The 20982-nt window shown below is 67.5% G+C and carries 17 protein-coding genes and 2 tRNA genes; 8 read left to right on the forward strand and 11 right to left on the reverse strand.

Annotated elements, in window-relative coordinates; all coding sequences use genetic code 11:
• Positions 1-85: transfer RNA gene (locus M1L61_RS07115), tRNA-Leu, on the reverse strand.
• A gap of 72 nt (positions 86-157) precedes the next feature.
• A complete protein-coding gene (locus tag M1L61_RS07120) occupies positions 158-850 on the reverse strand; it encodes a hypothetical protein (protein ID WP_197579175.1) in 693 nt (230 codons plus the stop codon).
• Between M1L61_RS07120 and M1L61_RS07125 the strand changes: the two genes are divergently transcribed.
• Both M1L61_RS07125 and M1L61_RS07130 read left to right on the forward strand, forming a co-directional pair.
• Positions 824-1435 carry a CFI-box-CTERM domain-containing protein gene (locus tag M1L61_RS07125; protein WP_197579174.1) on the forward strand — a complete coding sequence of 204 codons (612 nt, stop codon included), beginning with the start codon at positions 824-826 and terminating at the stop codon, positions 1433-1435. The two genes, M1L61_RS07120 and M1L61_RS07125, sit on opposite strands and share 27 nt — an antisense overlap.
• A 4-nt stretch (positions 1436-1439) precedes the next feature.
• A complete protein-coding gene (locus tag M1L61_RS07130) occupies positions 1440-2546 on the forward strand; it encodes an SPFH domain-containing protein (protein ID WP_197579173.1) in 1107 nt (368 codons plus the stop codon).
• Between the two features lie 133 nt (positions 2547-2679).
• Here the strand turns inward: M1L61_RS07130 and M1L61_RS07135 are convergent.
• Positions 2680-2764: transfer RNA gene (locus M1L61_RS07135), tRNA-Leu, on the reverse strand.
• A gap of 128 nt (positions 2765-2892) precedes the next feature.
• Here M1L61_RS07135 and rnr point away from each other — a divergent pair.
• The 3 genes from rnr (at position 2893) to rlmB (ending at position 6803) form a co-directional block, all read left to right on the forward strand.
• Complete coding sequence (gene rnr / locus M1L61_RS07140) at positions 2893-5352, forward strand: ribonuclease R (protein WP_049436503.1); 2460 nt, start codon at positions 2893-2895, stop codon at positions 5350-5352.
• Between the two features lie 119 nt (positions 5353-5471).
• Positions 5472-5966, forward strand: a complete 495-nt coding sequence (locus M1L61_RS07145; protein ID WP_235652101.1) for a GFA family protein — start codon at positions 5472-5474, stop codon at positions 5964-5966.
• Positions 5967-6059: 93 nt separating this feature from the next.
• Positions 6060-6803 (forward strand): 23S rRNA (guanosine(2251)-2'-O)-methyltransferase RlmB, encoded by a 744-nt coding sequence (gene rlmB, locus M1L61_RS07150; RefSeq protein WP_005408775.1) that lies wholly within the window; start codon positions 6060-6062, stop codon positions 6801-6803.
• 73 nt (positions 6804-6876) lie between these two features.
• Here the strand turns inward: rlmB and M1L61_RS07155 are convergent, their stop codons facing one another.
• Genes M1L61_RS07155 through M1L61_RS07165 form a run of 3 tightly spaced genes read right to left on the reverse strand, consistent with a single transcriptional unit; the run spans position 6877 to position 11509 of the window.
• Positions 6877-8316, reverse strand: a complete 1440-nt coding sequence (locus tag M1L61_RS07155) for a TolC family protein (protein WP_197598239.1) — start codon at positions 8314-8316, stop codon at positions 6877-6879.
• Positions 8313-10271, reverse strand: coding sequence for a MacB family efflux pump subunit (locus M1L61_RS07160; protein ID WP_010486241.1), 1959 nt, complete (start codon positions 10269-10271; stop codon positions 8313-8315). Before M1L61_RS07160 ends, M1L61_RS07155 begins: the two co-directional genes overlap by 4 nt.
• Positions 10268-11509 (reverse strand): efflux RND transporter periplasmic adaptor subunit, encoded by a 1242-nt coding sequence (locus tag M1L61_RS07165; RefSeq protein WP_248854501.1) that lies wholly within the window; start codon positions 11507-11509, stop codon positions 10268-10270. Before M1L61_RS07165 ends, M1L61_RS07160 begins: the two co-directional genes overlap by 4 nt.
• A gap of 204 nt (positions 11510-11713) precedes the next feature.
• On the opposite strand from M1L61_RS07165, the gene M1L61_RS07170 reads away from it, so the two are divergent.
• The 3 genes from M1L61_RS07170 to M1L61_RS07180 all read left to right on the forward strand — a co-directional run bounded on the left by M1L61_RS07170 (position 11714) and on the right by M1L61_RS07180 (position 17062).
• Positions 11714-12442, forward strand: coding sequence for a response regulator (locus M1L61_RS07170; protein ID WP_005408779.1), 729 nt, complete (start codon positions 11714-11716; stop codon positions 12440-12442).
• Positions 12443-12448: 6 nt separating this feature from the next.
• Complete coding sequence (locus M1L61_RS07175; RefSeq protein WP_010486233.1) at positions 12449-13858, forward strand: ATP-binding protein; 1410 nt, start codon at positions 12449-12451, stop codon at positions 13856-13858.
• A gap of 177 nt (positions 13859-14035) precedes the next feature.
• Positions 14036-17062 carry a ligand-binding sensor domain-containing diguanylate cyclase gene (locus M1L61_RS07180; protein WP_010486230.1) on the forward strand — a complete coding sequence of 1009 codons (3027 nt, stop codon included), beginning with the start codon at positions 14036-14038 and terminating at the stop codon, positions 17060-17062.
• Between the two features lie 411 nt (positions 17063-17473).
• Here M1L61_RS07180 and rnt read toward each other — a convergent pair whose 3' ends face one another.
• From rnt to M1L61_RS07205, 5 genes are all read right to left on the reverse strand, one after another.
• Positions 17474-18058, reverse strand: a complete 585-nt coding sequence (gene rnt / locus M1L61_RS07185) for a ribonuclease T (RefSeq protein WP_005408782.1) — start codon at positions 18056-18058, stop codon at positions 17474-17476.
• Positions 18059-18292: 234 nt separating this feature from the next.
• A complete protein-coding gene (locus M1L61_RS07190; protein ID WP_227199831.1) occupies positions 18293-18814 on the reverse strand; it encodes a DoxX family protein in 522 nt (173 codons plus the stop codon).
• A 25-nt stretch (positions 18815-18839) separates the two neighbouring features.
• Positions 18840-19595, reverse strand: coding sequence for a putative DNA-binding domain-containing protein (locus tag M1L61_RS07195; RefSeq protein WP_043402611.1), 756 nt, complete (start codon positions 19593-19595; stop codon positions 18840-18842).
• A complete protein-coding gene (locus tag M1L61_RS07200; protein WP_248854502.1) occupies positions 19588-20463 on the reverse strand; it encodes a DUF692 domain-containing protein in 876 nt (291 codons plus the stop codon). Before M1L61_RS07200 ends, M1L61_RS07195 begins: the two co-directional genes overlap by 8 nt.
• A complete protein-coding gene (locus M1L61_RS07205; protein WP_248854503.1) occupies positions 20450-20806 on the reverse strand; it encodes a hypothetical protein in 357 nt (118 codons plus the stop codon). Before M1L61_RS07205 ends, M1L61_RS07200 begins: the two co-directional genes overlap by 14 nt.
• Positions 20807-20982: the final 176 nt, after the last annotated feature.

Here is a 20982-nt window from a genome sequence, read left to right on the forward strand (position 1 = left end):
TGGTGCCCAGGAGAGGACTCGAACCTCCACGGTTTTACCCGCTAGTACCTGAAACTAGTGCGTCTACCAATTCCGCCACCTGGGCGTCGAGGAGCGAGATTATGGGGTGTTGTGACGGGGGTGTCAACACCTGTGCCCGGTATGCCTGCGAGGGGGCTCACAAGGGCAGCCAGGCCCCCATGCATCCCACCCGTTTGCCGTCTGGATTGCCGCACGTTTTGGCCCGATGATGCAGCGCTGACCGATGCGGCGCAGGGAGCATGCCTGCCGTGGTCGGGTTGGAAACGAGATCCTGGCATGCAGCAGCAAGGAGTGAATGGTGGAGTGTCGGTCGTGCGGTGCGCCCCTGCGGGCAGCAATGCGGGTGTGTGCCTACTGTGGAAGCCTGGCGGAAGAGGCAGCGGCGGTCGGGCCCGCGATGGATGCCGGGAGTGCCGGCGAAGCGGAGCCGCGTGCCCTGGAGGCCTCCTTGCGTCGCGAGCTCGCGTTTCTTGTCGAGCAGCAGGTTGAAACCGGTCATCCGAGCATTGCCCGGAAGATTGAAAACGTCGAGCGGAGGCTCGGCGCACTTTTGCAGCAAACAGGGGGAGTGTAAGTGTCGGATGCAGCAGATTCCTTCGTCGAGAAAACCTTCGACGAGTTCACCGAAAAGACCGAAATCACGCATGTCCAGCAGTTCATGTGGGGAGAGGGCAACCTCTACATCCGCGATTACCTGGACGAGGTCGCCATCAGCTCGGAAAATCTGAGCGCGTTCAATGCCCGGTTTACACTGCGGCGTGTCAAGACGGCTGAGCTCGATGTCCTTGTGCTCGATTGCGTGGTGATCCGTGCCGATGATTGGTTCCATGCGCGCGATGGTGTGATCATCTTCAATTGCGACCAGGTCAATCAACGGGTCGAGTTCACCGAGCAGGACACCCAGGTCGAGCACATCGGTGGCCAGCTGTTCTGCTTCGAGAATGGGCGTTACATCATCTCCGAAGCGCTTCTGAAGATGATCTGCGCTGCTCAGGTCCTGAAAGTGCGCATCCAGGGCGCGACCGTCCATTCGGATCCGCCGCTGGACTGGTGCCAGGGATTCCAGAAGTACTGCAGGCAGTTCTACAACAACGTCTACGATGCCAGCGCCTGGCCCGAAGCGGTGGCCGGTGGCCTGCCGCCGCCGGCGAAGACGGGGTGTTTCATTGCCACGGCGGCCATGGGCTCATATGAGGATGGCAGCGTGCGGGTGCTGCGGCGGTATCGGGACCGCGTGCTGCGCAGGACAGCGGCAGGCCGCCGCTTTGTCAGGCTCTACTATCGCTGCTCGCCGCCGGTGGCTCGCCTGATCGAGGGCAGTGCGCTGGCCCGTGGCGCTACGCGGGTGCTGCTTGTTGCACCGCTGGCTGCGTGGGCGCGCCGTCGCCTGTCTGCCAACATGATCGAGGCCTGACTGCATGGCGCTCATTGATGTCGTTGCGTTCGAGAACACTGCGCAGGACTTCGTCTGGAAGTTTCCCTCCACCCGCCTGAGGTGGGGTTCGCAGCTGGTGGTGAAGCCCGGCCAGGTCGCGTTCTTCGTCTACCGCGGCACCATCCGCGAGGAGGTGCGCGAAGGGACGATTACGCTCGATACGCACAATCTGCCTTTCCTGACCACGCTCACCAGCGTGCCGTTCGGAATGGACAGTCCGTTCCAGGCCGAAGTCTGGTTCGTCAATCTCGTCTCGAAGCTGGACAACCTGTGGGGGACCCGTCGCCCGATCCAGCTGGAGGATCCCCGATACGGCGTGGTCGTGCCGGTGCGCGCCTATGGCCAGTACGGTTTCCGGATCACCGACGCGCGGCGGTTCCTGGAGTCGCTGGTGGGGGCGGGGACCGGCTTTTCGGCCGGGCAGGTGGTCGAGTACTTCACCGGGGTGGTGCTGCAGGCCGTCAACGTGCACCTGGCGCGCGCGCTGACGACGCTGCGCATCTCCGTCGTCGAAGCGTCGCTGCACCTTGAGGAGATTGCTGCGCAATGCAGTGCGGCCATCGATGAAGAGATGGGTCAATTCGGTGTCAGCGTCGTCAATTTCTACTTCCACTCGGTCAACGTACCGGAAGACGATCCGAGCTTCCGGCGGCTGAAGGAACTGAAGGAAAAGACGGCTGAGCTGAACATGCTGGGGCGCGATATCTACCAGTACGACAGGTCGATCGACGTGTTGAAAACCGCAGCGGCCAACGAAGGCAACCCGGCGGTGCAGGCCGGGCTGGGGCTCGGTGCTGGCCTGGGGTTGGGGCGGGGCATGGCAAGTCAGCTGGATGCGCTGACGCCGCGCCTGCCGGCACAGCCTCCCTCGCTTCCTGTCGCCACGCAGTACTTCCTGGCCGTGGACGGCAATGCGTCGGGGCCTCACGGCCTTGAGCAGGTGTTGCGCCTCCTGCGTGAGCGTCGCATCACTGTGGAGACACTGGTCTGGCATGAGGGATTGTCTGCCTGGAAGGCGGTGCGGGAGATCCCGCCGCTTGCAGAAGGGGGCATGCCACCGATCCCGGGTGACCCGCCGCCGCTGCCCTAGCGCCTCTACCGGTTATCCGCCGGGACGCCGATGGCGGCGTCCCGTTTCCATGCCGCCATTGCTGGCGTGGGGGACGGGCATAACGCAAAAACCCCGCCATGGCGGGGTTCTGTGCGGCCGAAGCCTTGAAACGTGGTGCCCAGGAGAGGACTCGAACCTCCACGGTTTTACCCGCTAGTACCTGAAACTAGTGCGTCTACCAATTCCGCCACCTGGGCGTTCCAGAGGCGCAATTGTGAAGATGAATCCGCAGGCTGTCAACGACTTCCTGAATATTTTTCACGCAAGGCCTTCAAGACGGCCACTGACCCGTTCTGCACGCCGTCAACGGCTACCATGTAGGGCGATGACTACCAAAAAACCAAGCAAGGGCGGGAGCACCTCCCGCAGCCAGGGCCCGAAGAAGGGCGCCAAGGCGGGCGCAGCCCGCACCACCAAGCCGGGCAAGCCGTTGCCGGGCTGGTTCCCCGAATTGAATGAAGGCGGCGCACCACCGCGTGGCCGCAAGGTCCGCAATACCGACGCGCCAGGCCCGACCCCGGGCCGCAAGCTGCCGCCGACCGGCAAGGTGATCGACGATCCCTATGCCGCGCGTGAAGCGGAGAAATACGAACAGCCCATCGCCAGCCGCGAGGCCATCCTGGCCCTGCTGGAGCGCTGCGAAGGGCCGCAGACCGCCGAGGAACTGGGCGCACGCCTGGGCCTGACCGCACCCGATCGTGCCGAAGCGCTGTCGCGCCGGCTCGGTGCCATGGTCCGTGATGGCCAGCTGGTGCAGAACCGCCGTGGCGGCTTCGCCCCGATCCAGACCCTGAACCTGGTCACCGGCGTGGTGATCGCCAACCCGGAAGGGTTCGGCTTCCTGCGCCCGGTCGAGGGGGGCGACGACCTGTTCCTGCCCCCGTATGAAATGCGCAAGGTCATGCACGGTGACAAGGTGCTGGCCCGCGTGACCGGCATCGACCACCGTGGCCGTCGCGAAGGCAGCATTGCGCGCGTGCTCGAACGCGGCATGACCCGCCTGATCGGTCGCTTCAGCATTGAAATGGGCATCAATTACGTGGTGCCCGATGACAAGCGCATCCAGCGCAACGTGCAGGTACCGCCGGACCAGACCGGTGGCGCGCGCGATGGCCAGCTGGTGGTCTGCGAACTGACCCAGGCGCCGGACAGCCGCCGCCCGCCGATCGGCCGCATCATCGCCGTGCTCGGCGACAAGCTGACCGCATCGCTGGTGGTGGAGACCGCGATCCACGGCCACGAGCTGCCGTTCGAGTTCCCGCAGGAGGTGCTGGACGAAGCCGCCTCGGTGCCGATGGTGGTTGAACCGGCGATGATCGGCGACCGTGTCGATCTGCGCAGCACGCCGCTGGTCACCATCGACGGTGAAGATGCCAAGGACTTCGACGACGCGGTGTACTGCGAGCCGAATGCCGACGGTTTCCGCCTGGTGGTGGCGATTGCCGATGTTTCGAACTACGTCCGTCCCGGCACGCCGCTGGACGAGGAAGCGCAGAAGCGTGCGACTTCGGTCTACTTCCCCGGCTTCGTGGTGCCGATGCTGCCGGAGACGCTCTCCAACGGCATCTGTTCGTTGATGCCGAAGGTCGACCGCATGTGCTTCGTCTGCGACATGCAGATCGACCGCGACGGCCTGGTGACGCATTCGCGCTTCTACGAGGCGGTGATGAACTCGCACGCGCGCCTGACCTATACCCAGGTGTGGAAGGCGGTGGGCGAGGACGATGCCGATACCAAGGCCTGGATGGGTGACCTGCTGCCGCAGGTGCAGCGCCTGCACCAGCTGTACAAGGTGCTGTCCAAGGCACGCGCCAAGCGCGGTGCCATCGAGTTCGAAAGCAGTGAAGTACGCTTTGTGCTGGACAACCGCGGTGAAGTGACCCAGGCCGGCATGCTGGTGCGCAACGACGCGCACAAGCTGATCGAGGAATGCATGATCGCGGCCAACGTCGAGGCAGCGAAGTACCTGCTGTCGCGCCACGTGCCGGCCCCGTACCGCATCCACGAGAAGCCGCCGGAGACCAAGTACGCCGACCTGCTGGAATTCCTCAAGGAGTTCAAGCTGAGCCTGCCGCCGTGGTCCAAGGTGCGCCCGGGTGACTACACCAAGCTGCTGAAGAAGATCCGCGACCGCCCCGATGCCACGCTGCTGGAATCGGTGCTGCTGCGCAGCCAGAGCCTGGCGATCTACAGCCCGGAGAACCACGGCCACTTCGGCCTGGCGCTGGAGGCGTACGCGCACTTCACCTCGCCGATCCGTCGCTATCCCGACCTGCTGGTGCACCGCGCGATCAAGCATGCGCTGTCCGGCAAGCCGTTGGACAAGTTCACCTACAATGCGCGCGAAATGGCTGCGCTGGCGCTGCAGTGCTCCGAGCGTGAGCGCCGTGCCGATGAAGCCGAGCGCGAGGTCGACGAGCGCTACCGCGCGGCGTGGATGGAAAAGCACGTGGGTGGCCAGTTCGATGGCGTGATCAGCGGCGTGACCAGCTTCGGCCTGTTCGTCGAGCTGGATGAGTCGAAAGTGCAGGGCCTGGTGCACGTGACCCAGCTGCCGCAGGACTATTACAAGTTCGACGCGACCCGCAAGACGCTGACCGGCGAGCGCCGCGGCAGCAGCTACCGTCTGGGCGATCGCGTGCGGATCCTGGTGCTGAAGGCCAGCATGGAAGAACGCAAGATCGACTTCCGCCTGGTCGAGCACAAGGGCGAGGACGAAGGCGAGGGCCTACCGCCACTGCCGGAGCGCGGCAAGCCGGCCAAGCGGACGAAGAAGCAGTATTGAAAGGTGTGCCGACCAACGGTCGGCACCTGCCTCACCCGGTAGGTGCCAGCCGTTGGTTGGCACATCCCTCACCCGGTAGGTGCCAACCTTGGTTGGCACGACGTTACGGAGGACCGCAGATGCAGGGCCAACCCGAGTACAGCGGCGGCTGCCAGTGCGGCGCGATCCGCTTCCAGGCGCGTGGCGCGCTCACCGACAGCTCGATCTGCCATTGCCGGATGTGCCAGAAGGCCTTCGGTGCCTACTACGCGCCGCTGGTGTCGGTGCGCGGCGTGCAGTTCAGCTGGACCCGCGGCCAGCCGCGCTATTTCCAGTCGTCCAACGTGGTGCGGCGTGGCTTCTGCGCCGACTGCGGTACGCCGCTGACCTACGAGGCGCCGGACGGCGTGGCGGTGGCGGCCGGTGCCTTTGACGAACCCGAGCGCCTGCCGCCGACGATCCAGTACGGAGTCGAGCGCAAGCTGCCCTTCGTCGACAGCCTGGCCAGCCTGCCGGCGCGACGTACCGAGGAAGACATCGCCGCGCTGGATTTCCTGGCCACGATCGTGTCCCACCAGCACCCCGACCACGACACCCCGCACTGGCCGCCGCGCAGCCGTTCAGCCGGGGGATGAACGGCCGGTAGCGCCGGGCCATGCTCGGCGAGCGCGAAGCGCGGCCGCCGCCGATGCTCTACCATAGCCACCCCCTTTCCGGTCCCCGCCCGCATGAGCAAGAACAGCCAGTGGATTGTCGGCGTCAACGCCGTCGCCTCCTCCATCGAGAACGACGCCGAGAACGTCCGCGAAGTGCTGGTCGAGGCCGGTGCGAAGAACCCGCGCCTGACCGAGATCGAGGAAAACGCCCGCCGCAAGGGCATCGACGTGCGCAAGGTGAACAGCCAGGCGCTGGATGGCGTGGGTGGTTCGGTGCGCCACCAGGGCGTGGCCGCGCGCTATGCCGCCGCCCGTACCTACAGCGAGAACGAGCTGGAAGGCCTCGTCACTGCCGCCGAGGGCAAGGCCCTGCTGCTGGTGCTGGACGAAGTGCAGGACCCGCACAACCTCGGCGCCTGCCTGCGTTCGGCCGCTGCCGCCGGTGCGACCGCAGTGATCATCCCCAAGGACAAGTCGGCCACGGTCAATGCCACCGTGCGCAAGACCTCGGCCGGTGCCGCCGATCTGATCCCGGTGGTGGCGGTGACCAACCTGTCGCGCTGCCTGAAGGACCTGCAGAAGCAGGGCGTGTGGATCTATGGTCTGGCCGGCGAAGCCACCGCTTCGCTGTACCAGCTGGACCTGAAGGGCAACATCGCCCTGGTGCTGGGTGGCGAAGCCGACGGCCTGCGCCGACTGACCCGCGAGAACTGCGATGGCCTGGTCAAGATCCCGATGCCGGGCGAGATCGAGAGCCTGAACGTCTCCGTCGCCGCCGGCGTCAGCCTGTTCGAGGCCGTGCGCCAGCGCGGTTGATCTGTAGAGCCGAGCCCACGCTCGGCTGCTCTTCGTTGCAGCCGAGCGTGGGCTCGGCTCTACAGGACGGGCCTCAGCCCGCGCTGCCGCCCAGCGCCTTGAACAGGGTCACGTCGTTGTTCAGCTGGCCCTGGCGCACGCGCGCCAGTGACAGCTCGGCGTCGCGCCGGGTCTGCTGTGCCTCCAGCCAGGTGCGCAGATCGGTGGCACCCACGCGGTAGCGCACTTCCTGCGCGCGCTCTACTTCCACCGCTTCGTCATACGAAGCCTGCGAGGCCGCCACCTGGCGCGCCAGCTGCTCACGTGCCGACAGCGCGTTGTCCACTTCCGAGAGCGCGGTGTACAGCGTCTTGCGGAAGTTGGTTGCAGCAATCTGGTACGCCGTACCGGCGATGTCGGTATCCAGCTGCGCGCGCTGCAGGTTGAGGAACGGCAATGACAGGCCGGCGCCCAGCGTGGCCACCGGGTTGCGCAGCACATCGCCCAGCGAGGTTGCACTGGAGCCGAGGCTGCCGGTCAGGCTCAATGCCGGGTAGTACTGGGTCGCGGTGACCTTGATGGTCTTCAGGCTGTTGCGCAGGCGCAGTTCGGCTGCGCGCAGGTCGGGACGGCGGCCGAGCAGGTCGGTCGGCAGGCCTTCGTTGATCCCGGGGCTGCGTGCGGCCAGCAGGTCCTGCGGCTCGTCCTGCTGTGGCCACGGCGTGCCGTCCAGCAGCACGGTCAGCGCATTGCGCACTTCCACCCGCTGCTGTTCCAGCGCGCTCTGCGAGGAGCGCTGCGACTGCAGGTTCTGCAGTGCCTGGCGTACTTCCAGGCGCGATACCGCACCGGCGTCGAAGCGAGCCTGGACCAGTTCGCGGGTACGTTCCAGCCGCTCCAGGTTGGCCTGGCCGGTGGCGATCGACTGGTTGAGATAGGCCAGGTTCCAGTACTGGGTGATGGTGTCGCCGATCACCAGCAGCGCGGTGTTCTGCCGGTCTTCCTCGCTGGCCTCGGCTTCCCAGCGGGCGATGTCGCGCTGGGTGCGCAGGCGGCCCCACAGATCGACCTCCCAGCCCAGCGAAACGCCGGTGGAGTAGCTGCGGCGCCAGTCATCAGCCTGGTCGGTGGCGCGGCTGGCGCTGCCACTGACCCCGGAGGACGAAGGCTGCGGCCACAGCGCGTTGCTGGCCAGGCCAGCCTGCAGGCGCGAACGCTGCACGGCCAGGCCGGCGGCGGCCAGATCGCTGTTGGCGGCCAGCGCCTGCGCCACCAGGCGGTCCAGTCGTTCATCGCCGAAGCCGGTCCACCAGGTGTCCTGGCGGATGTCGCGGCCGGGTGTATCCAGGCTGCTGCGCGGGTCGTCGGCGGGTGCATTGAGAGTGGCGTCGCCACGCCCGTAGCTGGCCGCCACGTCGGGGGCCTGCACCGGGTAGCGGCCCACCGATGCACAGCCTGAGAGGGCGAGCAGAACAGCGCCCACCAGCAGCAGGCGCGAGGGAGCAGGGAAGGGCAGTCGGGTCATCATCTTCATTCGCGGGCCAGGGCCTCCACCGGGTCGAGCTGCGCGGCATTGCGCGCGGGCAGGAAGCCGAACGCCACGCCGATCAGGGTCGAACAGGCGAAGGCGGCGACAATCGAGGCGGTGGAGAACAGCACCTGGAAGTCGCTGGCGAAGCGGCCGATCATCGAGCCCAGCAGCAGGGCCAGGCCGATGCCGAGCACGCCGCCGAGCAGGCACACCAGCACCGCTTCGATCAGGAACTGTTGGCGGATATCACTCTGCCGCGCACCCACGGCCATGCGCACGCCGATCTCACGCGTACGCTCGGTGACCGACACCAGCATGATGTTCATCACGCCGATGCCACCGACCAGCAGCGCGATGGCGGCGATCGCGCCGATCAGCAGCGTCATCGTGCGCGTGGTCTGTTCGATGGTCTGGCGGATCTCGGCGCTGTTGCTGAGGAAGAAATCCTCGGTGCCATGGCGCATCGTCAGCAAGCGGGTGATCGCTTCCTGCGCCGCATCCATCGGCGTGTCGTCGTCCACGCGCACGGTGATGCTGGAGACGTGGCTCTGGCCGAGCATGCGCGACATCACCGTGGTGTACGGCACCCACACGCTGAGGCTGGTGCTGCCGCCGAAACCGAAACTCTGGCGCTTGGCCACGCCGACCACGCGTGCTGGCACGTTGCCGAGCAGGATCACCTGGCCGACCGGGTCGACATCGGGGAAGAACTGGGTCTGGGTGTTCTCGTCGATCACCGCCACCTGGCCGAGGCCCTTCACTGCATCACTGTCGAAGAAGCTGCCACTGAGCAGGGTCACGCCCTTGACCCGGAAGAACTGTTCACCGACGCCGCTGACCTGGGCGGTGGACGACTGGTTGCGGTAACGCGCGGTGACCGAGGTCGACACGCTGGGCGTGGCGCTGTCCACGTAGCTCTGCTTTGCCAGTGCATCGGCATCGCTGGCCTTGAGCGTCTGTACCCGCGCCGACCGCATGTCGCCGAAACCACGGCCTGGATAGACGTCGATGGTGTTGGTGCCGAGCGCGCTGATGTTCTGCAGGATCTGCTGCTGCGAGCCATTGCCCAGCGCCACCACCGAGACCACCGAGGCGATGCCGATGATGATGCCGAGCATGGTCAGGAAGGTGCGCAGCCGATGCGCGTTCATCGCCAGCAGTGCCATGCGGAACGCTTCGGTGAAGCGGTCGCGGGCCGCCCGCCAGCTGTTGCCGCGGGCGACGCCGGTGCTGGCCTCGCGCTGCGCACGGTAGGTCGGTGCGTTCGGGTTGGCGCGGTCGGCGATGATCTCGCCGTCGCGGATCTCGATGATGCGCTGTGCGTGTTCGGCCACGCTCATGTCGTGGGTGACGATGATGATGGTGTGGCCTTCGGCGTGCAGCTCGCCGAGGATCGCCATCACTTCCTCGCCGGATTTCGTGTCGAGCGCGCCGGTGGGTTCGTCGGCCAGGATCACCTCGCCGCCGTTCATCAGGGCACGTGCGATCGACACGCGCTGCTGTTGGCCACCGGACAGCTGCCCCGGCTTGTGGTGCATGCGGTCGCTCAGGCCCAGCCGCTGCAGCAGCTGCTCGGCCCGTGCGTTGCGCACTGCGCCGGGGCTGCCGGCATACACCGCCGGCACTTCCACGTTGCCGCGCGCGTCCAGGTCGCCCAGCAGGTGATAGCGCTGGAAGATGAAGCCGAAATGTTCGCGGCGCAGTTCGGCCAGTTCGTCCGGTTCCATCTTCCCGGTTTCGCGGCCGGCCACCTGGTAGCTGCCACGGGTAGGGCGGTCGAGGCAGCCGAGGATGTTCATCAGCGTCGACTTGCCCGAGCCGGACTGGCCGACGATGGCCACCATCTCACCGGCGTGGATGTCGAGATTGACGTCGCGCAGAACGGCGATCACATCATCGCCGGCCGGGAATTCGCGTCGCAGGTCGCGCAGGCGCAGCAGCGGCGCCGTCGTGCTCATCGGCGCCCCATGCCCGGGCCGCCGACCCGCATCTGCATGCCGCCGCGGTTGCCGCCGCCGGCGCTGGCACCGGTCGCACCGGCTTCGCCCACCACCACGCGCTCGCCTTCCTTCAGGCCGGACAGGATCTCGGCCGAGGCGCCGTTATTGATGCCCACGGTGACCTTGCGCGGCTGCGGCTGGCCCTTGTCGTCCAGCACCCGCACCATGCGCTCGTCGCCACGGCGCTTCGGCCCCAGTGCCACCGCCGGCACCATCAGCACATTCTTGGCCTGCTTGAGCAGCACGGAGACCTGGGCGGTCATGTCGATGCGCAGCGTGCCGTCCGGGTTCTCCACATCGAACAGCGCGTTGTAGTAGACCGCGCTGCTGGAACTGGAGCTGGACGAACTGCTGGAGCTGGACGAATTCTCGTTGGCGATCGAGGCCGGCGCCGGATTGATCTGGCGCAGGGTGGCGTGGTACTTGCGGTCCGGGTCGCCCAGCGTGGTGAAGTAGACCGGCATGCCGGCCTTGATCTTGACCACGTCGGCCTCGGAGATCTCGGCGTTGACGGTGACCACGTCCAGCCGCGCCAGCATGACGATGGTCGGCGCGGTCTGGTTGGCGTTCACGGTGCGGCCTTCCTCGGCCACCACCGCCACCACGGTGCCGTCCATCGGCGCGGTGATGCGGGTGTAGGCCAGGTTGGCACGGGCGGTGCCCAGTTCGGTTTCACGGCCCTTGATCTGCGCCTCGTAGGACTGCAGCTGGGCGCGGGCGGTCTTCAGCTGTGCCTCGGCGGCATCGTATTCCTGGCGCGAGGTGGCTTCGGCGGCGAGCATCTGCTGCTGGCGCGCGAACTCCAGTTCGGCCTGGCGCAGGGTGGCCTGCTGCACGGCACGCTGGGCGGTGACCTGGTCCAGCGAGGCCTGCGCGTTGAGCACCTGGTTCTGCTGGGTGGTGGCGTCGATCTCGGCGATCAGATCGCCTTCCTTCACGGTGTCGCCCAGCTGCACCTTCAGCGACTTGATCTGGCCCGAGGCCTGGGCACCCACGCTGACCAGCTTGTAGGCGTCGATCACACCGGTGGCCTCCACCGTCTGCTCGATGTCACCACGGCTGACGGGCGTGGTCGCCACCGCCGGGGCGGCGGGCTTGCGCAGCAGCCACCAGGCGGCTGCGGCGACGGCAAGGGCAAGCAGGGCGATCAGTATCAGGCGACCCCGGCGGGTCGCGGGCAGCAGGCGGAACGTCACGTCGTGGCTTCACTCTCGGGGCCGCGGCGGCGGCGTTGGTGGGCATTGTGAAGACCGGGCGATGGGCGGCTCAATCCTCGGGGTATGTCTCTATGTAACACTGTCGGTGAATACGCGTAACCACAGGTATCCCGCCCACGGGTGGATACACTGGTACGCATTGCCCCGGATGCGGTTCAGCTGCCGACACGGGATGATCGCGACATGGAGACTGAAAACACGATGCACCGACTGCTGATCGTCGACGACGACAACGACATCCGCACCCTGCTGGCCGAACAGCTCGGCCGTGCCGGCTACCAGGTGAGCACGGCTGCCGACGGCACCGCCATGCGCCAGTTGCTGGACCGCGAGCACGTGGACCTGATCGTGCTCGACCTCAACCTGCCGCGTGAGGATGGCCTGACCCTGTGCCGCGACCTGCGCGCACGCTCGAACACGCCGGTGATCATGCTGACCGCACGCGCCGAGCCGATCGATCGCGTGCTGGGCCTGGAAATGGGCGCCGACGACTACCTGGCCAAGCCGTTCGAACCGCGCGAGCTGCTGGCGCGCATCCGCAACGTGCTGCGCCGGACCGAGGCGCTGCCGGCCAACCTGGAGCCGCTGGCGGTGCGCCGTGCGCGCTTCTCGCGGTGGGTGTTCGATCTGGAGCATCGCCACCTGGTGGACCCGGACGATCGCGTGGTGGTGCTGTCCGGCGCCGAGTTCCGCCTGCTGCGGGTGTTCATCGCCCATGCCAACAAGGTGCTGTCGCGCGAGCAGCTGGTCGCGCTCAGCAGTGGCCGCAACTACGAGGCACAGGATCGCGCGATCGACCTGCAGGTCAGCCGCCTGCGCAACAAGCTGGGCGACGATGGTGGCCCGGACGGGCTGATCAAGACCGTACGCAACGAAGGCTATGTACTGGCCTCCTCGGTGAACCTGGAATAAGCCGCGATGAAGCGCCTGCGCCATTTCCTGTCCTCGATGGTCGGGCGGTTGTTCGTGATCCTGCTGCTGGGCATGAGCGTGGCCGCGATCGGCGCGACCATGCTGGCCACCTCCAAGCGCCAGCAGGAGTTCGAGCGGCAGAACCTGAACCGCATCGCCGACCGCCTGCAGGGCTACGTCAACCTGCTCGACGGCAATCCCGAGCTGCGTGAGCGCCTGCTCGAAATCGGTGGGCCGAGCGTCCGCGCGCTGCAACCCGGCGCGCGCCTGGGGCGGGCCGACACGGCGTTGATGGAAGTCCTGGATGACCGGCCGGGGCCGGTCGCTCGCGCGCATGTGCACTTCGCTTCGTTCCGCTCCTGCATTCCCAAGCTGCAGGACCTGTTGCCGCCGCCGCCGCCCGGGCATCGCAAGCACCCGCGCGAGCGTGATCCGGCATTCATCCCGCCCAAGTGCCGTGCGGTCGACGTGACCCTCAACGACGGCACGTTGCTGAAGCTGGCGCTGGATTCGCCGGCGGTGGCGCACAACGGCATCCTCGCCGTTGATCCGTGGTTCCTGACGCTGCTGGTGCTGGCGATCGCGGTGCTGGCCTACATCGTCGCGCGCATCGCCAGCGCGCCGTTGCAGGAGCTGGCGGCCGCCGCCGAAGACCTGGGCGACGACCTGCAGCGCGATCCCCTGCCGCTGCGCGGGCCGCGCGAGGTGCAGCGTGCTGCCGAAGCCTTCAATGCCATGCAGCATCGCCTGCAGCGGCACCTGGCTGAGCGCACGCAGATGCTGGCGGCGATCACCCATGACCTGCAGACCCCGCTGACCCGCCTGCGCCTGCGCCTGGAGAACGTCAGCGACGAGGTACTGCGCGAGCGCCTGATCGGCGATCTGGCCGCGATGCAGGCGTTGGTGCGCGAAGGCCTGGAGCTGGCGCGCAGCGCTGAGAGCGCCGAGCAGCGTGCCGCACTGGACCTGGATTCGCTGCTGGAGAGCATCGTTGAAGACACCGCCGAGGGTGGCGGTGATGTCGTCTTCGAAGGGGGCAGCGGTGCGGTGTTGATGTTGCGTCCGCTGGCCATGCACCGGCTGTTTTCCAACCTGGTGGACAACGCGGTGATGTACGCCTACCGGGTGAGGGTACGGGTCGAGCGCAGTGGCGGCGCGATCACCGTGGTGGTGGCCGACGACGGCCCCGGCCTGGCCGAAGATCAACTGGAAGCCGTGTTCGACCCGTTCGTGCGGGTGGAGACCTCGCGTTCGCGCGAAACCGGCGGCGCCGGTCTGGGCTTGACCATCGCCCGCGCTCTGGCCGAGAAGGATGGCGCGCGGCTGTGGCTGCGCAACCGCGCCGAAGGCGGGCTGGAGGCGGTAGTGCAGTGGCCGGCCAGTGCACAGGTAACGCCGCCGGGGCGCGCGGGCTGAGTCTTCGCGGCTGGCGATGGTGACGCCGTGGGCCGGGTTTGGCCTATCATCTGCGCATCTTCCCAGTTTCCCCCCGATGAGCCAGCCCGTTCCCGCCGGCATGCCGTTCAGCGCTGCCTGGCAGCTCCCGCATGCTGCCAGGCCCGGCAGCCCTGCCTGGCCGCCGCCGCTGCACTGATGGCCGGACAGGGGGACATCGGGCGCTGGGCGGAGCGCTGCGGATCAGGTATCGGTCGATGGCTGCGACAGGGCCTGCTGTGGCTGCTGCTGGCCCTGTCACTGCCGGTGGCTGCGCAGGAGGGGGCACCGCCGCTGCGCGATTACGCCATCGATGTATGGACGTCGCGCAACGGCCTGCCACACAACTCGCTGCGCGACATCGCGCAGACCCCCGAAGGCCACCTGTGGTTCGCCACCTGGGAAGGCCTGGTGCGATACAACGGCCTCGATTTCACCGTGTTCGACCGCAGCACCCGCCCGGGCCTGCGCGACAACGGCATCGGTGCGCTGTTCGTCGACCGTCAGGGCGGGCTGTGGATCAGTGATTCGCGCGGCAACGTCAGCCACCGCGGTAACGATGGCCAGTGGCGGGTCTGGGAGCACCAGGCCGATACCCCGCAGGTACTGATCCAGTCCATGCAGATGGACAGCCAGGGCCGCCTGTGGCTGCTCTATGAAGGCAAGGGCATCGGCTATCTGACGCCGGACACCGGCATCGTCTACCAAGCGCCGGCCGCCGACCTGCCGATGGCGATGAGCTTCACCAAGCTGGTGGTCGATGCGCAGGACCGGGTCTGGGCCGGTACGTTGGACGGGCTGGTGCTGCGCGACAACGACGGCGTGCTCAAGCGGGCGCCCGCGGCGTGGGGGCTGGGCGCCGGCAGTGGCCTGTCGTGGCCGTACCGCGCTCCGGACGGCGCGCTGTGGATCGTCGCCGGCGAGCGCCTGTACCGCGTGGAAGATGATCAGCTGGTGCTGATGCACCGCCTGCCGGGCCAGCTGCACCTGACCTCGATGCTGCAGGATCGCCATGGAGACCTGTGGCTGGGCACCGAGAACCAGGGCCTGCTACGGATCTCCTCGCATGGACTGGAGCGGCTGCCGGCGGGCCTGAACCTGCCGGGTGGACGCGTGGTCAGCCTGCGCGAGGATGCCGAGGGCAGCATCTGGGTCGGTGCCAACGGCGGCCTGTACCGCCTGCGCGAAACGCTGTTCAGCAGCTACACCGAGCGCGATGGCCTCAGTGGTGATTATGTGCGCACCGTGTTCGAGGACCGCGACCGCCAGCTGTGGGTCGGCAGTGCCAGCGGCCTCGATCTGCAGACCGCCGATGGCCGCTTCCGTGCGATGCCGCTGCACAACCGCGGCGGCAAGGCACCTTCGGTGCTCAGCCTGGCGCAGGGCCCGGACGGTGACCTGTGGGTCGGAACGTTCGGCGATGGCGTCTACCGTCTTGGTCGTGACGGCCGGCTGCGGCACAACTATGCCGCCGCCGATGGCATGCCGGGTGGCAACATCCGCGCGATCAGCGTGGACCCGCAGGGTGTGGTCTGGGCCGGCACGCAGAAGGGCGTGGTCCGCATCGACGGTGACCGTGTGCAGGTATCGAACGTCCCGGGCATGCCCGGCGGCCTGATCACCGCACTTGAGCACGATCATCAGGGCAACCTGTGGATCGGCACCATCGAGGGAATCCGCGTGCTGCGCGGCGACCACGTGCAGTCGATCGACCTGGCGCCGCTGGGCGGTGGCCGCAGCGTGTTCGGCTTCCATCAGTTGGGCGACGCGATGTGGATCAGCAGCGACCGCGGCCTGTACCGCTGGCGGAACGGCACGCTGGCGCGGGTGGGGCTGGAGCAGGGCATGCCGGTAGATGCGGTGTTCCAGCTGGTGCCGGATCGCCTTGGCAATGTGTGGATCAGCAGCAACCGCGGTGTACTGCGCACCGACATGGCCACCCTCAACGCCGTGGCCGATGGCCGCGCACCCCGGGTGATGGTGGAGCGCTACAACGAGATCGACGGCATGGCCAATGCGCAGGCCAACGGCAGCTCCGGGCCATCGGCGATCCTGCGCCAGGACGGCACGTTCTGGGTGGTCACCGCCGGTGGCCTGAGCACCGTCGACCCGCAGCGCCTGCAGCGTTTCCGTGAGCGCCTTTCACCGCCGGCAGCGATTGAAAGCGTGCAGGTGGATGGCGCACCGGTGCATTGGGAGGGCCCGGACCGCAACTACATTCCCGGCGGCCGTCGCTTGACGGTGAGCTATGTCGGCCTGAGCTACCTGATGTCTGACCGGATCCGCTACCGCACGCGGCTGGATGGCCTGGATGCGGGGTGGGTCGAACGCGGCCCGCAGCGCAGCGTGGAGTTCGTCGGCCTGCCGCCGGGCGATTACACCCTGCACGTGGCCGCTGCCCATCCGAGTGGCAGCTGGGGCCAGCAGGAAGCGGTATGGAGCTTCACCGTGGAGCCGTTCTGGTGGCAGCGACGCAGTGTGCAGGGGCTGGGTGGACTGTTGCTGCTGGCCGGGCTGGTGGCGCTGTACCGCCTGCTGCTGCAGCAGCTGAAGGCCAGCAACCTGCGCCTGGCGCGGCGGGTGGACGAGGCCACTTTCGACCTGCAGGCGAAGACCGTGCACCTGCAGGCGCTGAACCAGGAAAAGACCGAACTGGCCGAGCGCCTGGCACGCCAGGCCGAGGCCTTCGAACGGCAGGCCCGCGAAGATGCGCTGACCGGCCTGGCCAACCGCCGTGCCTTCGATGAAACGCTGGCCCGCGACTTTGCGCGTTCGCAGCGCAGTGGTCATCCGCTGTGCCTGGTGGTGCTGGATATCGACCACTTCAAGGACGTCAACGACCGCCACAGCCACAGCATCGGTGATGCGGTGCTGGTGCAGGTGGCGCGGCTGATCGCCGCCGCCAGCCGCGACTCGGACCTGCCCGCGCGGACCGGTGGCGAAGAGTTCGCGCTGCTGCTCAACGACACCCGCCTGGAGGAAGCCGCACAGCTGTGCGCACGCCTGCGCGGCCTGTTCCATGACCACCCCGACTGGGCCGGTGTGGACGGCCTGCGCGTGACCTTCAGCGCGGGGCTGGTGGAGCTGGACGCCGACGACCGCACCCCGGCGCTGCTGTACCAGCGCGCAGACCGCGCGCTGTACCGCGCCAAGAGCGACGGCCGCGACCGCACGAGCATTGGTTGATCGCATCCACGCATGGCGTGGATCTACTGGAGTGCCGCACCAACCGGCGGTGCCGACCAATGGTCGGCACCCACCAAAGGAGTACCCACCACAGAGGTCGTCGGCAGCCCCAACGAGCGCAGCGATCCGCTGTTGCTCCTGCTTTTCTGATCTTTCCGTGGCACCCAGCAACGTGTCCGTGGCCGGACGGGTGGGCTGCGCAGGGGCGTGAGCCGCATGGGCCTGAGGCATGCCTCGGGCGGGTTGGGCCGGATGCCCAACCCCGGTCTTGCCGTGTGCGCAGGACAGCGCACACGAGCAGCCGGCGACCGAGATTACATGGACGTACTTGCAGCGTCCCCTGCGCAGTCCACCCGTCCGGCCCAACGGATGATTCGCTTCACGCCACGAGGGGCTCCGCCGTTGGCCGCTTCACCGCGGCCAGGCGTTGGCGATGGTGCAGAACAACCGCGCGGTCTGCTCGGTGTCATACACCGCGCTGTGCGCCTCATTGGCATCCCACCCCAGCCCGGCGGCCGTGGCCGCACGTGCCAGCACGGTCTGCCCGTAGGCGATGCCGGCCAGGGTCACTGTGTCGAACACGCTGAACGGATGGAACGGATTGCGCTTGTGACCGGTTCGGGCCACCGCCGCATTGACGAAACCGAGATCGAAATGGGCGTTGTGGCCGACCAGGATCGCGCGCTGGCAGCCGTATTTCTTCATCGCCGCACGCACCGGGGTGAAGATGTGGTCCAGCGCGGCCTTTTCTTCCTTGGCCAGCCGGAACGGGTGGTCGAGGATGATGCCGGTCACTTCCAGCGACTTCGGGTCGATCTCCAGGCCTTCGGCCGGCACCACGTGGGCGCTGGCGGTCTGGCCGGGGTAGAGCAGGCCGTTCTCGTCCATCTCGATCGGCACCGCAGCGATCTCCAGCAGCGCATTGCGCTGGCTGTCGAAGCCGCCGGTTTCCACGTCCACCACCACCGGCAGGAAGCCGCGGAAGCGTTGTGACATCGCGCGCTGCGCCTGGGGTACTACGGAATCGGGAGCGGCGGCAGGTGCGGGGGTGGGGTCAGTCATGCGTGAATTCTAGCAGAGCGACCCTGAGCACCCGGCCAGCCTGTGGCGCACGGGTTCCCTGCGCAGGCGTGTGTCGACCAAGGTCGACACCTACCGGGCACCGCACGCTCAGGCTTCCGGTAGGTGCCAACCTTGGTTGGCACGGTGCGCGCCGACCACGGGCGGTGTCTACCGGGCCGCGGGCCGTGCCGTCGTGCCCGATGGCTGCCACCGCGCCAACCACGCATCCACGCTCAGCCTGCCGGCGCCGGTGAAGATCAGCGGCAGCAGCATCGCCATGAACAGCACCGGCAGCTTGAAGTTGCCGAAGCCCTGGTCAGTGATCGCGTAGCCCATGGCGAGGTCAGACAGCGAGTTCCACTCCATCGGCCAATGCACCGCATAGGTGGCCACAACGGTCAGCACCAGCAGGCTGGCCGCGGCAAACCGGGTGCCGAAGCCAACCAGCAGGCAGGCCGCGCCGATCAGTTCGAACCAGGTGGCCAGTTGCCAGTTCAGGGTGGCCGGCAGCTGGTCGAACGGGAACGGGAAGGCATCCTGCAGGTCGGCGAACCAGTTCTGGCCGTGCAGTTTTTCGCGGCCGGATTCGAAGTATTCCCAGGCCAGCAGCAGGCGCAGGCCGAGCGGGGCCAACCAGGGGGCGAGACGGTCCAGCTGGCCACGCGCGGTGGCCAGGGTCGGGAGGTTCATCGGCGGTTCTCCGGGGAAAGGGGCGTCAGCCTGGGACTGCGAGCGGGCCGATCACGCCGGCCTGCAGGAACTGCTGCAGCAGCGCGGCACCGGGTCCGGCCAGCGCGTCCTCGGCCAGGCCGTGCGCGGCGGCCAGGTGCCGCAGGTAGCCATGGCCATCCAGGCCGGGGTGTTCGCCGATGCTGGACAGCAGGTACACCGCCAGCGGGCTGAGTACGGCAAAGCGCACCTCGCCATCGGCCTCGCGACGAACCAGCAGGCCGGTCGGTTCCGCCGGCGGTTGTGACGGTGCGTCCTCGGCACCGAGCCGGTGCACGGGCCACTGATACAGCAGCGGCCATGCCAGTGGCGAGCGCTGCAGCGGCACCCGCAGCGGGTCGATGCCACCCGGCGCAGGCAGAGGCTCGGCAGGAAGCTGGTACAGCGCGGTTTCCACCCACTCGTAATGAGCAAGTTCGGCCAACGCCGGGTGCGGCAGCTGTGGCTGGGCCTGCAGCCACTGCACGAATTCGGCGGCCAGTTCGGTGAACAGCGGCGTCTGGCAGCGATGGGTCGCGAAGTACTGGCGCACCAGTCCGCTCCAGGCCGGTTCGCCGAGCAGGCGCACGCAGACCGGGAAGCCGTTGCTCAACAGGCCGAGCAGGTTGTTGAACAGCAGCCGTTGGTACACCGCCACCCGGCGTGGCTCCAGACCGGCCGGTGGTGGTACGCCCTGCGGATCGCGCAGGTGAGCGGTGAACGCGTGCTGCTGCGCGCGCAGGGTGTCGGTGGTGTCAGCCATGTACAGCCCCGGCGTGCGCGGCCTGCAGGCGGCGGATGGTCTGCAGTTCGCCCTGCAGTTCGGCGTAGGGCGGGAAATTGAAATCGCGTTCGAGCAGGGTGGGGCGTGGGCCGATGCGCGCGTAGGTACGCGCCAGCAGCTCCCAGACCGGATCGATCACTGCGCTGCCATGGGTATCGATCTTCAGGTCGGGTGCCTCGTCCAGGTGCCCGGCCACGTGCAGGCAGACGATGCGCTGTGCAGGCAGGCCGGCGATGAAGGCATCGGCATCGTAGCCATGGTTGCAGGCGTTGACGTAGACGTTGTTGACGTCCAGCAGCAGGTCGCAGTCGGCTTCGGCGAGCACCGCATTGGTGAACGCCAGCTCGTCCATCGCCGGCTCCGGTGCCAGGTAGTAGGACACGTTTTCCACCGCGATGCGGCGACCCAGCAGGTCCTGAACGCGGGCGATGCGCGCGGCGGTGTGGCGCACCGCTTCGTCGGTGAACGGAATCGGCAGCAGGTCGTACAGGTGGCCGTCGTCGCTGCAGTAGCTCAGATGTTCGCTGTACAGCGGCACGCGGTGCATTTCCAGGAATTGGCCGACCTGTTCCAGCAGCTGCGTATCCAACGGCGCACTGCCGCCCAGCGACAAAGACAGGCCGTGGCAGCTCAACGGATGGCGCTGCGCCAGTTCGGCCAGCGCATCCCCAGCGGGGCCACCGACATGGATCCAGTTCTCCGGTGCGCATTCGAGGAAATCGAAGTCGCCCGCCGGTGCATCGCGCAGATCCTGCAGCAGCGCCCTGCGCAGCCCCAACCCGGCGGCCGCCGCATGAAGCGGCGACCGCAGGTGGACGGCGCTGGCGCGGACGTCAGTGCTTGGCACCGCACTTGCCTTCGCCGCACTTGCCCTCGGCCGCCTTCTTGTCGCCGGTCTTGGCCTTGGCGCCTGCCGCGGCACCGGCGGCCTTGCCCTTGTCGGCGCCGCACTTGCCTTCGGCACTCTTGCCGTCGGCACCACATTTGCCTTCGGCGTGCTTGGTCGCGTCGGCGGCCATCTTGGTATCTGCTGCCTTGGCATCGGTGCTGGCCTTGGCTGCCTGGCCGGCCACCAGATAGCCCTGGGCCAGGTCGCTCATGCTCAGCGCCGAGGCACTGGCGGTCATGCCCAGGCCGGCGGCCAGGGCGGTAGCAGTCAGCAGGGACAGGGTCTTGTTGGAACTGCTCATCGGTCGTGCTCCTGGGTGGTGTGGGCGGGTGCCCGGGTGGCCGGCAGGGATGCCGGTGGAAACGATGGTGCAGCGATCCTACTCAACGAATCCTCGCCAAGACCTCAAATTTTCGTGAGGTTTGTTACAGAAGCATCCGGAAGGTTCGCACCGGGCAAGCCCGGCGCCCACAACGC

Source organism: Stenotrophomonas sp. NY11291, from assembly GCF_023277365.1.
GTDB classification, from domain to species: Bacteria; Pseudomonadota; Gammaproteobacteria; order Xanthomonadales; family Xanthomonadaceae; genus Stenotrophomonas; species Stenotrophomonas geniculata.